Below are 15,407 nucleotides of genomic sequence, written 5' to 3' on the forward strand. Positions count from 1 at the left end.
TCACACGATGCGCGTCGCCCGTCCCTGCCAGTAACGCTCCCGTATCCGCTTCTTGTACAGCTTCCCGTTCGGATCGCGCGGCAGCGCGGGGTCGAAATCGATGGAGCGCGGGCACTTGTAGCCGGCCAGATGTGCGCGGCAGTACGCGATGAGTTCGGCCTCGAGTTCAGGTCCGGCGACCAGGCCGTCGATCGGTTGGACTACGGCCTTCACCTCCTCGCCGAACTCGTCGTTCGGCACGCCGAACACCGCGGCGTCGACGAGGTCGGGGTGCATGACCAGAATGTTCTCCGCCTCCTGCGGATAGATGTTCACCCCGCCCGAGACGATGGTGAACGTCGACCGATCGGTCAGGTACAGGTATCCGTCATCGTCGAGGTAGCCGACGTCGCCCAGTGATCGCCACCCGCGGGCGTTGCTCACCGAGGCGGTCTTTTCAGGATCCTTGAAGTACTCGAACGCGGGCCCGCCTTCGAAGAACAGTTCGCCGGGCTCGCCGACCGCACGTTCCACTCCGGCGTCGCCTACCACGTGCACCTTGGCGAACGGCTTGCCGACCGAGCCCGGATGCGCGAGCCACTCCTCGGGACCGATCGTCGTTCCCGCGAAACCCTCGGTCCCGCCGTAGTACTCGTGGATGATCGGGCCGAACCACGTCATCATCTGCCGCTTGACGTCGACCGGGCACGGTGCGGCCGCGTGGAGGACACATCTCAAGCTCGACACGTCGTAGGAACGCCGGACCGCGTCGGGCAGCTTGAGCATCCGAACAAACATCGTGGGCACGAATTGGGCATGGGTGACCCGATGGGTCTCGATCAACCGCAGTACGGTCTCCGCGTCGAACCTGCGCATCAGGATTGCCGCCGCGCCGACCCGGTGTACCGCCATCGTGTAGTTGACGCCCGCAGCGTGATACAGCGGTGCGGGCGACAGATAGACGCTCTGTTCGGTCATGCCGTAGCGCTGAACCAACGCGTGCTCGAGAACCTTCTGCGCCCAGGACCCTTGGCCGTCCGTCGGCAACGGTCGCCGCACCGCCTTGGGGCGCCCCGTGGTACCCGACGAGTACAACATCTCCGACCCGTCCGACACCGGTGGCGGCGCTCCGGCCGACGCGAGCGCGTCGTCGTAACGACGCCATCCCGGCAGTTCACCGCCGATGCAGATAAGTAGGCCACCGCCGGCGTTTCGGATCCGTTCCCCCACGGCGGCCAACGACGCATCGACGAACAGTGCTTTCGCCTCCGAGTCTTCGACGACGTATGCCACCTCATCCGGTGTGAAGTGGGTGTTCACCGCGGAATAGTAGAGTCCGGAAAGCTGGCAGCCCCAGGTGATCTCGAGGAACTCACGACGGTTCGGCAATATCAGAGCGACGCCGTCACCGCGACGCAGCCCCGCGTCGTGAAGCGCAGCCGCCACGCGTTGGCTGCGCTCGTACAGTTGCCTGTACGTGACGGTTTCTCCGTCGGCCTCGATCAGCGCAGGCCCATCCCATGCCGCAAAGACCATCCGGTGCTCCTCGCGTGCCCGTCAGCTAGGAGACGGCCCCGTCGGTCGATGCGGCGGCCTGACGCTGCGCCATCTCCGATGGCAGGATCTTGTCCTTGAACACTCGCTGGATCAGTTCCTGCACGTCCTTGCTGATCGACGCGAGCGCCACCAGATCGTTCGAACTTTGCCAGTGCACGCGCATCCCCATCAGTTCCCAGGCCCGCTTGAGGTTGGCCTTGGTGAGCATGAGGGTCGTCAACGGTGCCTGCGCGATATGGCGGGCGATGGTGTCGACGCGCGCGTCGAGGTCCTCGCGCTTGACCACCTCGTTGACCAATCCGACCTCCAGGGCTTTCTTGGCGTCGATCACCTCGGCGGTGAACAGGTAGTAGGCGGCGCGACGCCAGTTCATGAACACCCACGGCTCGATGGAGCATTCGCCCGACGGCATGCCGAAGCCCTGGAGCGGCGGGTACGAGAAGTACGCGTCCTCCGAGGCGATGACGATGTCGGTGGTCAGCCCCATATGTGTGCCGCCGCCGACGCAATAGCCGTGCACCTGCGCGATGGTCGGCTTGGAGAACTCCCACAGGTTCAGGGTCGGCTTCACGAAGAGGTCGGACTGCGCCTTCCACGGATGACCCGTCCTCATCGCGTTCTCCACGAAGGCCGGGTAGTCGACCGCGTTGTTGCCGATCGCGTGTCCTGAGCAGAACCCCTTGCCGTTGGCCCGCAGGACCAGCACCTTGATGTCGTAGTCACGGTCGGCGTCCAACAGCGCCGCGTCGACCTCCTCGGCGAGCTTTTGATCCTGCGCATTGGCCTTCTCGGGCCAGTTGAGCGTGATCTTCGCGATCGGACCATCCTTTTCGTAGATGATCCTCTCGCGGGTTTCGTTGAGATCCATCCGTCCTCCTTTGGTTATGACGTGATCACGCCGATCTGGGCGCCGATGTCGTATGTGGTGCCGACCCGGCCGGTCCACTGCACGGTCCCCGAGGCGCCGGCTTCGATCTCCTGGTCGACCTTCTCGGTGGCGATGACGTAGATCGGGGTCCCCTCCTCGACGTGTTGTCCCGCCTCCACCAGTAGCTCGGTGAGCTCCGCTTCAGAAACGGCGACCGACACGCGGGGTATACGAATGACGAACTCAGCCATGCACACTCGCCTCTTGCAGGGTGCGCTGCACCGCAGCGACGATGCGCGGCGGTGACGGGTAGATCTGCTGCTCGAGCACCGCTGCGGCCGGCGTGGGCACGAAGCGGGCTGCGACGCGTTCGATCGGCGCCACGAGCCGACCGAAGCACTGGGACTGCAGCGTCGCGACGATCTCCGCTCCCGGACCGGCGAACTGGACCGCGTCGTGCACCACGACCGCGCGGCGGGTCCGGCGTACCGAGGTGACCAGGGTCTGCTGATCCAGCGGCACGAGAGTGCGCAGATCGACGACTTCGGCGCTGACACCCTGCTCGTCCAGCATCGCCGCCGCTGTGAGCGCATCCAGCACGCTACGGCCATAAGTGATGATCGTGACGTCGTCACCCGGGCGCTTGATGTCGGCCTGCCCCAGCGGTATCGCGAACCCGGGATCGACTGGCACGAGGCCTTTCTGGCTCTGCAGGCGGATCGTCTCGACGAACAGGCAGGGGTCCTCGTCGAAGATCGCCGATGTCAGAAGCCCCTTGCCGTCGCGGGGCGTGGACGGGACGACGACCTTCATCCCGGGGATGTGCATGAACCACGCCTCCAGCGTCTGCGAATGTGTCGCGCCGGTAGCCAGTCCGCCGTAAACCTGTGTGCGCACCGTGATCGGGGCCGTCGTGCGGCCGGCCGTCATGAACCGCAGTTTGGCCGCGTTGTTGATCAGTTGGTCGGCCGCGATGCCGATGAAATCCATGATCATGATCTCGGCGACGGGCAGCAGCCCTTCGATGGCTGCCCCGATGGCAGCTCCGAGGATGGCCGCCTCCGAGATCGGCGTGTCCAGCACCCGGTCATGCCCGTACTTCGTCGACAGACCTGCCGTGGGGCCGGACGCGCCGGGATCGGCGATGTCCTCGCCGAGGAGGAACACCCGGTCGTCGGCGCCCATCGCCTGATCGAGGGCGAGATTGAGGGCCTCGCGCATCGTCATCTCTTTTTCGTCCATGCGTCGTCCTCAGACCGGGTACTTGATCGGGGTCGCGTACACGTCGCGGTCCAACTCTTCGACCGACGGGGACTCGGCGGCCATGACGACCTTCAGCGCGGATTCGACCTCACTGAGCGCACCCTCGTCGATGCGGGTGAGTTCGTCGTCATCGCAGACGCCCGAGTCGATCAGGTGACGGCGGAAGCGCGGCACGGGATCGGCCGCCATCGCCTCGGCCAGCTGCTCTTTCGGGATGTAGGGCATCCGGTCACCGAAGTAGTGGCCGCGGAAGCGAAACGTCACGCATTCGAGCAACGTCGGACCGTCGCCACGGCGTGCGCGTTCCACGGCCGCCTGCAGTGCTTCGGCCACGGCCAGCGGGTCATTTCCGTCGACGCGCACCCCGGGCATCCCATAACCTGCCGCCCGGTCCGCGACGTGTTCGAGCTTCATGGTGTCGGCGGTAGGGGTCATTTCCGCGTATAGATTGTTCTGGCAGACGAACACCATGGGCAGATCCCACAGCGCGGCCATGTTGGCCGCCTCGTGAAACGACCCGGTGTTCGTTGCGCCGTCCCCGAAGCTGACGACCGTCACGCGGTCAGAGCCCTGCCGTCTAGCGGCCATGGCCAGTCCAACGGCCACCGGGGGCCCGGCGCCGACGATGCCGGTCGACAGCATCACGCCTACCTCCGGCTTGGCGATGTGCATGGTGCCACCCTTGCCGCGGGCCGCTCCGACGGTGCGCCCCATCAATTCGCCGTAGATCTCCTGCAGCGGAACGCCTTTGCCGATGAGGTCGTGCAAGCCGCGATAGGTGGTGACCAGCCGGTCGTCCTGTCGTAGCGACACTCCCATCGCGGCGGCGATCGCCTCCTGGCCCCGTGAGGGCCAGTACACACACATGAACTCGCCGGTGCTGATGCCTTTGGACAACCGGTCGTCGGCCGCCTTCATCAACACCATCAGCGCGTACAAACGCCGCTGAACGTCTACAGATTGAGTCATGTTCCGTATGAACCGATCTCGCGGTACAAGCGCGGAATCGGTTTGGGATCCATCGCGAGGTTCTCCAACCCGATCATCTCGCCGCTCGCGCCGAGTTCTCCGAGGCGCCCCACCGCCGCATCGAGGTCGTCGCAGTCAAGCTCGTAGATCGCGATGAACGGGCCGTTTCCGTCGGTCGGGGCGAACCGGCGGGCGGAGACGATGCCCTCCACGGACACGATCTGCGCCAGATGGGTCTCGTTGTACCACTCGTGGTACTCGGCTTCTTTGTCCGGCGAGGCCGGCATCGTCTCGACGAACATGATTCCTCTGGGCATGTCACCACTCCTCGTTGCGCTACGGCCCTGACCACGGTTTGATCTTCAGGAAGCCACCCGCATCGACGCGCAACTGCTGACCGGTGACGTAGCGGGCGGCGTCGCTGGCCAGGAACAGCACTGCCTCGCTGATGTCCTCGGGTTCGACATACGGGATCGGCATCCCTTGGATCACGGGGAACACCGCCTCGGCGTCCTCGCGGGTCGGGTTGGCCAGGTCAGGCCGAAACGCCTTGTACATCGGCGGGCTGTGCAGCATGTCGGTGTTGACGTTCGTCGGGTGAACGGCGTTCACACGGATCTGCTCCGGTGCGAGTGTCCGGGCCAAATCGTTGACATAATGTGCGACAACCTGTTTCGCGAAGGCATACCCGGCACCGCCGGGTCCCCCGTCCATCCCGCTTGTATTGATCGCCGTCGCCATGAACGCGGCCACCGAACCCGTCGCGATGACCGATGCGCCCGCATGGAGGTGTTTCAGGCTGGCGTGAATGAGGTTGATGACGCCGAGCAGATCCACGTCGACCGCGTCGACGAATGCCTGCGGAGGCAGGCCGGCGGTCATCGGGCAGATGCCCGCGTTGGCGACAACGATGTCGAGCTGACCGAACTCGGCCACGCCGTGGTCGATGGCCGCCGACAGCGCTGCCCGGTCGCGGACGTCGGCGATCTCCGTGTACGCCCGCTGACCTTCCTTCTCCACCAGTCGGGACGTCTCGTCGAGGTCCTCGGGTCGCGCCAGCGGGTAGTCGTTGGTCTCGATGTCCGCGCAGATGTCGACGGCGATGATGTCGGCGCCCTCTGCGGCGAGCACACGGGCATGCGACCGTCCCTGGCCGCGCGCCGCCCCGCTGACGAGGGCCACCTTGCCCGTCACCCTGCCCATGGCGAATCCCTTCTCACCGGCGTCACACTGTCGGCACGCATGATCCGCACCGCGACCCGAACACATGGGCGATCGCGACTTGTGAGGTACCCACCGGCGCCGTGCGTCCGTCGATGCCTCTACGGCGCGAGATTTGCAGATTCTTGACGTCGACGACATCCGACGGGCCGGCCGAGTTCGTCATTTCGCAGCGCCGCCTGCTCGAACAACGGTGCACGCCATTGGAACCCCATCGACCATCTTGTGACACGACATTGCGGCCACTGTATCCGCTGCGGTAGCTATACTACCTAAAATTATAAAGAAACAATCCCGCCGACCCACAGGATGCCGTGGACTTCTCATACCCGCCCGAGGTCGAGCAGTTCCGCAAGGAACTGCTCGACTGGCTGTCCGCGAACCTGACCGAGGACGTGGTCTCGGCAGGCCGCACCCGCGGTCGTGAACCGCATGCCTTCGAGATCCTGCGGCAGTGGGATGCGGCCGTGGCGGACGCGGGATGGGGTGCGGTGTCCTGGCCGCGGGAATACGGCGGTCGCGGCGCGACAGTACTGGAGCAACTCGCCTACGCTGAAGAGACGACACGGATGCGAGTTCCGGTGCCCCTCAACGTGATCGGCATCAATAACATCGCCCCGGCAATCATGCAATACGGCACCGAGGCCCAGCGGCGCGAATTTCTTCCCCGCATGGTGCGCGCCGACGACATCTGGTGCCAGGGAATGTCGGAACCCGACGCGGGCTCCGATCTCGCGTCTCTGCGTACCCGCGCGACCCGCGACGGGAATGACTTCGTCGTCAACGGCCAGAAGATCTGGACTTCGCTCGGGCACCGCGCCGACTGGTGTCAGCTCTATGTGCGCACCGAACCCGACGTGCCGAAGCACAAGGGCATCACCTGTCTGATCGTGGACATGGCATCGCCCGGCATCGAGGTCCGCCCACTCGTCACACTCAACGGCGCAGCAGATTTCGCCGAAGTCTTCTTCAACGACGTGCGCGTATCCGCCGACGCGGTCCTCGGTCCGTTGAACGGCGGCTGGCAGGTGGCCACCACGACACTGAGTCATGAACGGGCCGGGGCCGCGCGCCTCTATGCGCAGTTGCAACTGCAATTGCAGGATCTGGTGACCGATCTGGCCGAGCACGAAGTGCACGGCATAACCGTGCTGTCGAATCCCTCGACGCTGCGCCGCCTCGGTGAGATCGCGGTACGCATAGACTATCTCGAGTTGCTCTGCAAGCGATCCATCTCGGCGACGCTGCACGGCGGTGATGCGCTCGGCTCGGCGAGCCTCGCCAAGAGCGTGTGGGCGGAGGCGGGCCAGGACCTGGCTTCGTTGGCGTACGACCTGCTGGGCCCCGGGCAGACGACCGGCCGCTGGACGGACCAGCGGCTGTCCTCGCGTTCGCTGACCATCGCCGGCGGCACCACCCAGATCAACAAGGGCATCACCGCGGTTCGAGTGCTCGGGTTGCCCCGCCCATGAACCTCGAGCTGACAGACGAGCAGGTGGCCCTTCGCGACACCGTTCGGCACTACCTGGCCGAAAAGGCAGCTGTGGCAACGCACGTGCGGCCGATGCTTGAGGACCCGACCGGCACCACCGACGAGGTGTGGCAGGGCTTGGCAGCCTTGGGGGCCACCGGCGTGCTCGTCGCCGAGGAATACGGCGGTGCGGGGATGACCATGGTCGAGGCCGGAGTGGTCGCCGAGGCGCTCGGCGCAGCACTCAGTCCCGGGCCCTGGCTGTCCAGCGCGGTCGCCGCCCCACGCGCGCTGGTGCATGTGGGCGCAGGTACCGACGTCACAGAACTTCTGACCGGAATCGCGGCGGGCTCGACGATCGCGACGGTCGGCCCGCTGCGCGGACCTCGGCCGGCCGCCGTGCGGACCGGCAGGCGCTTCGTGCTGCGTGGCGAGCTCGCGGCTCTGCCGGATGCGGCCGTCGCCGATGTCCTGCTGGTGTTCGCCGACAACGCCGATGACACAGTCCTTTTCGCCGTGGATTCGTCCTCCGCCGATGTCACCGTGGTGCCGCGGCCGCACGTCGACCCGACACGCAAGTTGTTCGATGTCACGCTCGACGGGGTATCCGCGCACCCGCTCGGCGCGGCCACGGCGGATGTGTTGACCGCAGTCGTCGACGACGTCCTGATCGCATCCGCTGCTGACGCGATCGGCGCCGCCCACAAGGTGATGAGTCTCGCGATCGATTATGCCAAGGTGCGGCGGCAATTCGATCAACCCATCGGCAGTTTCCAGGCGGTTCAGCATCTGTGCGTCGACATGTACGAATCGGTCGAACTCGCGCGCAGCGGCGTCATCCACGCGCTGTGGGCCGCCGACGCTGCCGAACCCGCGGAGCGTCACTTGTCGGCCGTTCGCGCCAAAGCATTCGCGGGGCGGCTGGCGTCCGTCGGTGATACCGCGATCCAGGTGTTCGGCGGGATCGGTTTCACCTGGGAACACGATGCTCACCTCTACCTCAAGCGCCTGCTGAGCTGGAGTGCGCTGCTCGGTGGAGCCGACGACTACCTCGAACAGGTCGGCGCGCAGCTCGTCGGCCAGGTCGACCGGAAGGGATTGCAATGACCGGAGTTCTGAGCGGCGTCCGCGTCGTCGAACTGGCCTCGTGGACCTACGTTCCGTCGGCGGGCGCAGCGCTGGCGGACTGGGGCGCCGACGTGATCAAGGTCGAAGACGTCAAGGCGGGCGATCCCGGCCGAGCGTTGGTCATCGGGGGCTTCACCCGGCAGAACGCGAAGGCAGACGTCGACTTCATTCTGGAGATCGGCAACCGCGGCAAACGCAGCATAGCCATGGACATAAAATCCGATATCGGCCGGGAGTACTTCGGCCGCCTACTTGCGACCGCCGATGTATTCCTGACCAATTGGCTGCCGGGTCCGCTCGAACGCGCGCGCCTGACCGTCGACGACATCCGGTCCTTCAACCCGAACATCATCATTGCGCGGGGCACCGGAACCGGCGTCCGCGGACCCGATCGTGACAAGGGTGGGTTCGACGCCGCTACCTATCTGTCCCGTGGCGGCGTGTCGTACACGATGACCCCGTACGGCACCGACACCCCGGCCGTGCAGGGGCCCGGATTCGGTGACCTGCAGGGTGGCATCACCCTTGCCGGCGGTGTGTGCGCCGCACTCTTTCACCGCGAACGCACCGGCGAGCCGTCGGTGGTGGATTCATCGCTGCTGGCCCAGGCCATGTGGACCATCGCGCCGTCGATCTCGGTGGCCGACCTCTTCGACATTGACGGCATCCCTGGCGCGCCACCGGGTTTGGCGATCAATCCGTTGGTCAACCGGTACAAGACGCGCGACGGTAGATGGATCCAGATGGTGTTTTTGCAACCGGATCGCTTCTGGGCCGGCTTCTGTGAGCGGATCGGACTGCCGGAACTGGCCACCGACCCGCGCTTCGTCCCATCGAGCAATCTGATCGCCAACACCGAGGAGGCGTGCAGATTGGTCGGTCAACGGATCGCCGCCGAGGACCTCGCGCACTGGCACGCCGCGTTGGCCGACGAGCCCGGGGTGTGGGCTGCGCTGGCGACGCCGAAGGAGACCCTCAATGATCCGCAGGTGAAACCGAACAACTATGTGATACCCAACGTCGATGACAAGGGCGTCGAATATCAGATCGTCGCCGCCCCAGTGCAATTCAACGAGACACCGCCGCAGGCCGCGCGTGCTCCCGAGCACGGGCAACACACGGAGGAGATCCTGCTCGAACTCGACCTCGACTGGGACGACATCTCGACGGCCAAGGACAGCGGCGCGATTCTTTAAGGAGTGGTTCATGCTGGAGCGACGCACCCTCGAAGCGGTGATTTACGAACGTGAACCACCGATCGCGCGAATCATCCTCAACCGCGCCGACAAGGCCAACACCAAGGATGCGCAACTGGTGCAGGAGGTTGACGCCTGCCTTCACGAGGCCGATCGCGACAAAGAGATCAAGGTGGTGATCCTCAAGGCCAACGGCAAGGGGTTCTGCGGCGGCCACGTGGCCCGGTGGGGTCCCGACGAGAACCCCTATCCGGATTTCGGGGACACGTTCGAGGATCTCTACAAGGGCACCGCCGATCTGTTCCTCTGGCCGACGCTGTACCTGTGGGAGTTCCCGAAACCGACGATCTCGGCGATCCACGGCTACTGCATGGGCGGCGGGATATACCTGGGACTGCTGACCGATTTCTGCGTGGCTTCCGAAGACGCATACTTCCAGATGCCTCTGGCCCAGAGTCTCGGTGAACCCGGCGGACACACGATGATCGAGCCTTGGCTGTTGATGAACTGGCATCGCACCATGGACTGGCTGTTGTTGGCGCCGACGCTGTCGGCGCAGGAGGCGCTGGAGTGGGGACTGCTCAACAAGGTGGTGCCGCGGGAGGACCTCGAGGAGACGGTCGAGGACATGGCGCGCCGGATCGGCCAGATACCGCTGACCACACTGATGGCGGTGAAGAACAACGTCAAGCGCGCATGGGAGCTGATGGGCATGCGGGTGCACCTGCAGGTGAGCCATATCCTGACCAACATGGTGGGTGCGGCGTCCGATGTCCAGGCCCGGCGCGCCGCGCTTATCCAATCAGGGTTGACACCAAGGGATTTCGTCGAGGGCGACCCGCAGTCCTAACTGCCCGCTGCGTGGCGCGCGGCCACGTAACCGAAGATCATCGTGTTGGCGATGCTGCCGCCCGCACCGAGGTAGTTGCGGCCCATCACCGTCGCCGTGATGTTGCCGGTCGCGTAGAGCCCGTCGATCACTCGGTCCTGCTCGTCGAGCACTTGGGCGTGCTCATTGGTGATCACTCCCCCGCATGTCCCCACATCGGCGGGAAACACCCGGGTCGCATAAAACGGCGCGGAATCCAAGGGTCCCACAGCGGGGTTCGGCTTGTAACCCGGGTCGCCGAGGCAGCGGTTGTAGGCCGATTGGCCGCGACCGAAGTCGGGATCCAGACCCTCGGCCGCGAATTCGTTGAACCGCGTCACTGTGTGCTCCAGCGCGTCTGCGGGTACCTCGATCTGGCGCGCGAGGTCGGCAACGGTGGCGGCCCGCTTGACCGCACCTTGAGTGATCAATTCCTCGGAGAGGGTGCGTTTCTTCAGCGGGTTGGCGCCTGACACGTAGCGACCGACGTACCCCTCGTCGAAGATCTGCCAGCACGGCACCGCCTTGTTGGCGTACATCGCCTTGCCGACTTCGACATACGAGTTCGACTCGTTGCAGAACCGCTTGCCGGTCGCGTCGACGTAGATCGCTCCGGGTCGTTGCCGACCCGAGCCGAGCGATGCTGCACCCGGGTCGGCGATGAAAACCATGGGCAGCCACCATGCCTCGTCGAGCAGGTCGGTCTGCGCGCCGAGTGCCATCGCCGTTCGCAGCACCTCACCCGTGTCGCCGGCGTTGGCGATGGACCACTGCCCCTCGTTGGGCTGATCGCCGCTGTACTTGCGCCGCATGTCCGCGTCGCGGCTGAAGCCGCCCGCGGCGAGCAGGACGCCTTTGCGGGCCCGGATATTCATCGTCGACCCGTCGCGCCTGACCCGCACTCCGACAACGCGCCCGTCCTCGACGATGAGGTCCTCCATCGCCGCGTTCGTCCACACCGGCGGCTCGGCGCCGTCTCCGATGAGCGCTTTGAGCATCTGGCCGATCAACGACGCCCCGTTGGTCATCAACTCGCGGCGCCGCAGTTTCGCCGCCCGGGTGCGCAAGAACACCCGCATCGCCACGGCGAACGCGCGCGGTGAGCGGTTGAAGTACTGCACTGCGCGCAACTCGTTGGTCATCACCACGAACCCGTAGTTCTTGGCCATCGAAGGCTGAACCCGGTCGCGCCAGTCCCCCAGTTCCGCCGCGTCGAACGGGATTCCCTCGACCGAGCGGCCTGCCGCGTTGCCGCCCTTGTGGTTGGGGTAGTAGTCACTCCACCCGGGGCACCTGACCAACCGGACGCCCTGTCGAACAAGGAAGTCGATCATCTCCGATCCCGCGGTGAGGAATGTCTCGCGGCGGGCAGGTGAGGAGACCACTCCGATGTCGCCGACGACGTCGTCGAAGTAGGCAAGGCCGTCTTCGTGCGAATCCGATACTCCCTCGGCACGCATCAGCGGGTTGTTCGGCAGCCAGACCATGCCGCCGGACATTCCGGTGGATCCGCCGACGAGCGCCTGCTTCTCGACCACCAGCGGCTCGATCCCCGAGTCGATCGCCGCGAGCGCGGCGACCATTCCACCCCCGCCACTGCCGGCGATGAGAAGGTCGACGGATTTGTCCCAGTTCATCGTGCCGGCACGCTCTCGGACAGATCGAGGTTCGCCACAGGCACATCGATAGTGGTATTCGTGAGTCGAATTGCCGGGACCAGCCTCTCCTGCGGCAGGCCGGCCAGAAATCCGTCGATGACGCGTTCGAAGTTCGAGATCAATCCCTCGATCTGGGTGGACAGTCGCATGTACTCGAATCCTCTGGCGTGCAGCCCCTTCTGCTGACGCGGGAGGTTGGCAAAATCCTGGCCGGGGATCGTCGGCCAACTCGGATCGTCGGGAGCCAGCGGTTCGGGCGGGATCGGCCTGCCCGGTGAACGGTCCTCCGGATAGCGGGTCAGTGACCAGATCTCGAAGAGCGTTTCCTCAGGACCCAGCGGACGGATCCGGTACGACGAAGCGCTGCTGTATTGCGGCAGCAGGAAGTAATGCGGGAAACAGAACCCGATGGGGTCGATCACGCCTCGACGGTCGAGGTCGTTGAGGTCGGGAAAGTCGCAGCCCCGCGCGCGATGCCATTGCGTGACACCGTCGTTCACCGCGCTACGCCATGCGGTCATCGCCTTGGCGGGATCGTCCGGCAGCGGCATGTTCTGCAGTCCTTCGGCGATGCGGACATCGTTCTCGTGCGTCATGCCGCCCATACCGGACCCGAGCGTGCGCATGAAGTACAGGCTGGCCTGCACGACGGGGTGCACCGATTCCGACTGTGGATGAAACGCCGAGGGCAACAGCTGCGGATGGGTCTGCGGTACGTGATAGCCCTCCATGAAGGCAGCGGTCGCGAGCTTCCAGTTCACCGGCAGCACACACGACTTCCACCATTCGGTGCGAAGGGCCGACACCTTCCACTCGTCGTGCTTTGCCGCGAACGGCTCGATACAGTCACGCAGGGCAGGTGCGCCGTCGTCGAGGTTGATCCACGCGCACCCGCCCCAGAGCTCGCACCTGACCGGCGCGAGCGCGAGATCGTCAGCGCTCAGGTTGGTTTCATCGAACACGTCGGACCGCAAAACGAAAGTGCTCTTGCCGTCCAGACTCCAGCACCAACCGTGAAATGGGCAGACGAAGGTGCGCTTGGTGCCGCGTCCCTCGACGAGTTTCATGCCGCGATGCCGACAGGCGTTGTAGTAGGCGCGGACCGTGGTGTCATCGACCCGGACGACGATGATGGACTGGTCGAGGATCTCGTATTCCACGAAATCGCCGGGTTTGGGAATTTCCTCCAAACGACAGGCCATCTGCCATACCCGGGGCCACAACATCTCGGCTTCCAACTCGTAGAAGTCCCGGTTGAAGTAGCGCTGCTTCGGGATGCGGTCGACCGCCTGCACGGCATGGGGCACCGGAAGCGGCGCCCATTCGACGGTGCTCGTTTGCCGGACCAAGCTGCCCTGCCCTTCTGCCACGGCTGTCGGCGGCAGGAGGTTATCTTAGCAAAAATAGCAATTCTGGAGGGATACCGCTTAACTATGCTGCGCGCATGGACAACTGGATCGACGACCTTGCGCGGGCGCTCGGCGAGGAACCCCTCACGGCGAGCGAAACCGCGGAACTTCTCGATGCGGCCCGCGACGTGGCCCACCGCGTGGAACGAAAGTTCACACCGCTGTCGACCTTCATCGTCGGCCTCGCGGTCGGCAGACAAATCGCGGGCGGCGCCGCTCGGACCGACACGCTCGGTGAACTGCTCCAACGGGTTCAGGCGGCGCTTCCGCCAGAGAACACATAGCCGCTCTATTCACCCTGAGGTGCGGCTTCCCAACCGGAGGATGCTCAGACGCTGCCGAGCGGCCGACACAGGTTCGACACCGGATTCCAGTACTGCCCCGGTTCACAGTTCAACGGCACGAGCGGCGCCCGGCATGAATTGGACACCGGGTCCCACCACTGTCCGTTCTGGCAATTGAGAGGCTGCGCCGAAGCTGTCGCCGACATTCCCACAGACAAGGCCGCGATCGGAGTAAGCGCCGCCGCAACGACCACTGAGCGACTGACTAATTTCCCCATACGAATATCCTGCCCCCGCCGTCGGGATTCCAAACTCGCCGGCTCACCCCACGACGATGCGCAACCGCTCCCAGCCGCGAACCGTCGATGTCGGTGCCAGCACCGCGGTCTCGTAGTCGACGTCCCATTCGGGCCACCGGTTCAGCAGCTCGTCGAGTGCCACCCTGCCCTCGAGGCGGGCCAGGTTCGCGCCGAGACAGTAATGCACTCCCTTGCCGAAGGTCAGGTGGCTGATGTTGTCGCGGTGGATGTCGAACGTGTCCGGGTTCGCGAACCGCCGCGGATCCCGGTTGGCCGCTCCGAACAGCAGCAGCATCGCGCTGCCTGCCGGCACCGTTGTGCCGTAGCACTCGAAATCCCGTGCCATATAACGCGCTACATGCGGACCCGTCGGCTCGAACCGCAGCGTCTCGTCGATCGTCCGGTTCAGCAGAGATCGATCCTCGACGACCGCCCGGCGCTGATCGGGGTGTTCGGCGAGCACCTTGGCCAGCCATCCGATGAGACGCCCGGTGGTCTCATTACCCGCGCCCGCCACGACTTGTGTGTAGTGCAGCACCTCTTTACGCGTCAGCTTGCGGGTCACGCCGTGCTCGTCGTCGAACTCGACGTTGAGCAGCGCGGTCATCAAGTCATCGGACGGGTTGTGTGACCGCCACTCGACGTAGTCGGCGTATATGCGGCCGTCGGCGATCCGGTCGGCGTTCACCACCTTCATCGGTGCGCCGGGTTTGGTGCGCAGGTTCGCGTCGTTGACGTCGCGCACCGTCACCTGCTCGGACTCGGGAATGCCGAGCAGCATGCCGATCACCCGCATCGGCATCATCGAGGCAAGCTCGGCGATGATGTCGAACCCGTCCGAACCCACGAGCGGGTCGAGGCAGTTCACGCAGTACTGGCGGACCTGATCCTCGATCGCCGCCATCCGCCGCGGCGTGAAGACCCGTGACATCAGGCCGCGCAGCATCGTGTGAACCGGCGGATCCTCCATCATCATCACGCCTTTGGGCATGTCGAACTGCGACTGCACGAGTTCGAGGATGTCGCCTCGGTCGCTGGAGAACGTCTGCCAGTTCGACAGCGCCTTCTCGACGTCGGCGTAGCGCGAGATCGCCCAGAAGTCATAGCGCTCGTTGTAGTAGATCGGCGCTTCTTCGAGCAGTCTGGCGTAGGTGGGGTACGGGTCTTTGACGATGCCGACGTCGTACGGGTCGTAATAGACGTCGGTATCGGAGCTTGGGCTGGCCTTCGTCATGAT

General features: G+C 65.0%; 15 protein-coding genes. 5 read left to right on the forward strand and 10 right to left on the reverse strand.

Annotated elements, in window-relative coordinates; genetic code table 11:
- The 7 genes from N4S67_RS26965 to N4S67_RS26995 are packed head-to-tail and all read right to left on the reverse strand — an operon-like array spanning position 1 to position 5,839.
- Positions 1–1,515 carry an acyl-CoA synthetase gene (locus N4S67_RS26965; RefSeq protein ID WP_260996110.1) on the reverse strand — a complete coding sequence of 505 codons (1,515 nt, stop codon included), beginning with the start codon at positions 1,513–1,515 and terminating at the stop codon, positions 1–3.
- Positions 1,516–1,540: 25 nt separating this feature from the next.
- Positions 1,541–2,404: an enoyl-CoA hydratase-related protein gene (locus N4S67_RS26970; RefSeq protein WP_260996111.1), complete on the reverse strand. Its 864-nt coding sequence runs from the start codon at positions 2,402–2,404 to the stop codon at positions 1,541–1,543.
- Between the two features lie 14 nt (positions 2,405–2,418).
- Positions 2,419–2,655: a biotin/lipoyl-containing protein gene (locus tag N4S67_RS26975; protein WP_260996112.1), complete on the reverse strand. Its 237-nt coding sequence runs from the start codon at positions 2,653–2,655 to the stop codon at positions 2,419–2,421.
- Positions 2,648–3,646 carry an alpha-ketoacid dehydrogenase subunit beta gene (locus tag N4S67_RS26980; RefSeq protein ID WP_260996113.1) on the reverse strand — a complete coding sequence of 333 codons (999 nt, stop codon included), beginning with the start codon at positions 3,644–3,646 and terminating at the stop codon, positions 2,648–2,650. The genes N4S67_RS26975 and N4S67_RS26980 overlap by 8 nt, the downstream gene beginning before the upstream one ends.
- 9 nt (positions 3,647–3,655) lie before the next feature.
- Positions 3,656–4,636 carry a thiamine pyrophosphate-dependent dehydrogenase E1 component subunit alpha gene (locus N4S67_RS26985; protein ID WP_260996114.1) on the reverse strand — a complete coding sequence of 327 codons (981 nt, stop codon included), beginning with the start codon at positions 4,634–4,636 and terminating at the stop codon, positions 3,656–3,658.
- The gene (locus N4S67_RS26990; RefSeq protein WP_260996115.1) at positions 4,633–4,953 is read right to left on the reverse strand and encodes a hypothetical protein; all 321 of its coding nucleotides are present in this window, start codon (positions 4,951–4,953) and stop codon (positions 4,633–4,635) included. The genes N4S67_RS26985 and N4S67_RS26990 overlap by 4 nt, the downstream gene beginning before the upstream one ends.
- A gap of 19 nt (positions 4,954–4,972) precedes the next feature.
- Positions 4,973–5,839 (reverse strand): mycofactocin-coupled SDR family oxidoreductase, encoded by an 867-nt coding sequence (locus N4S67_RS26995; RefSeq protein WP_260996116.1) that lies wholly within the window; start codon positions 5,837–5,839, stop codon positions 4,973–4,975.
- A 332-nt stretch (positions 5,840–6,171) separates the two neighbouring features.
- Between N4S67_RS26995 and N4S67_RS27000 the strand changes: the two genes are divergently transcribed.
- The 4 genes from N4S67_RS27000 to N4S67_RS27015 are packed head-to-tail and all read left to right on the forward strand — an operon-like array spanning position 6,172 to position 10,502.
- The gene (locus N4S67_RS27000; protein WP_260996117.1) at positions 6,172–7,329 is read left to right on the forward strand and encodes an acyl-CoA dehydrogenase family protein; all 1,158 of its coding nucleotides are present in this window, start codon (positions 6,172–6,174) and stop codon (positions 7,327–7,329) included.
- Complete coding sequence (locus tag N4S67_RS27005; protein WP_260996118.1) at positions 7,326–8,435, forward strand: acyl-CoA dehydrogenase family protein; 1,110 nt, start codon at positions 7,326–7,328, stop codon at positions 8,433–8,435. The genes N4S67_RS27000 and N4S67_RS27005 overlap by 4 nt, the downstream gene beginning before the upstream one ends.
- Positions 8,432–9,652: a CaiB/BaiF CoA transferase family protein gene (locus N4S67_RS27010; protein WP_260996119.1), complete on the forward strand. Its 1,221-nt coding sequence runs from the start codon at positions 8,432–8,434 to the stop codon at positions 9,650–9,652. Before N4S67_RS27005 ends, N4S67_RS27010 begins: the two co-directional genes overlap by 4 nt.
- A gap of 10 nt (positions 9,653–9,662) precedes the next feature.
- Positions 9,663–10,502 carry an enoyl-CoA hydratase-related protein gene (locus N4S67_RS27015; RefSeq protein WP_260996120.1) on the forward strand — a complete coding sequence of 280 codons (840 nt, stop codon included), beginning with the start codon at positions 9,663–9,665 and terminating at the stop codon, positions 10,500–10,502.
- On the opposite strand, the gene N4S67_RS27020 is transcribed toward N4S67_RS27015, so the two are convergent.
- Positions 10,499–12,157 (reverse strand): FAD-binding protein, encoded by a 1,659-nt coding sequence (locus N4S67_RS27020; protein ID WP_260996121.1) that lies wholly within the window; start codon positions 12,155–12,157, stop codon positions 10,499–10,501. The two genes, N4S67_RS27015 and N4S67_RS27020, sit on opposite strands and share 4 nt — an antisense overlap.
- Positions 12,154–13,527, reverse strand: coding sequence for an aromatic ring-hydroxylating oxygenase subunit alpha (locus N4S67_RS27025; RefSeq protein ID WP_260996122.1), 1,374 nt, complete (start codon positions 13,525–13,527; stop codon positions 12,154–12,156). Before N4S67_RS27025 ends, N4S67_RS27020 begins: the two co-directional genes overlap by 4 nt.
- A 95-nt stretch (positions 13,528–13,622) precedes the next feature.
- Between N4S67_RS27025 and N4S67_RS27030 the strand changes: the two genes are divergently transcribed.
- Positions 13,623–13,871, forward strand: coding sequence for a DUF6457 domain-containing protein (locus N4S67_RS27030; RefSeq protein WP_260996123.1), 249 nt, complete (start codon positions 13,623–13,625; stop codon positions 13,869–13,871).
- 321 nt (positions 13,872–14,192) lie between these two features.
- Here the strand turns inward: N4S67_RS27030 and N4S67_RS27035 are convergent, their stop codons facing one another.
- Positions 14,193–15,404: a cytochrome P450 gene (locus N4S67_RS27035; protein WP_260996124.1), complete on the reverse strand. Its 1,212-nt coding sequence runs from the start codon at positions 15,402–15,404 to the stop codon at positions 14,193–14,195.
- Positions 15,405–15,407 lie beyond the last annotated feature (3 nt).

Source organism: Mycobacterium deserti, assembly GCF_025345615.1.
GTDB lineage: Bacteria > Actinomycetota > Actinomycetes > Mycobacteriales > Mycobacteriaceae > Mycobacterium > Mycobacterium deserti.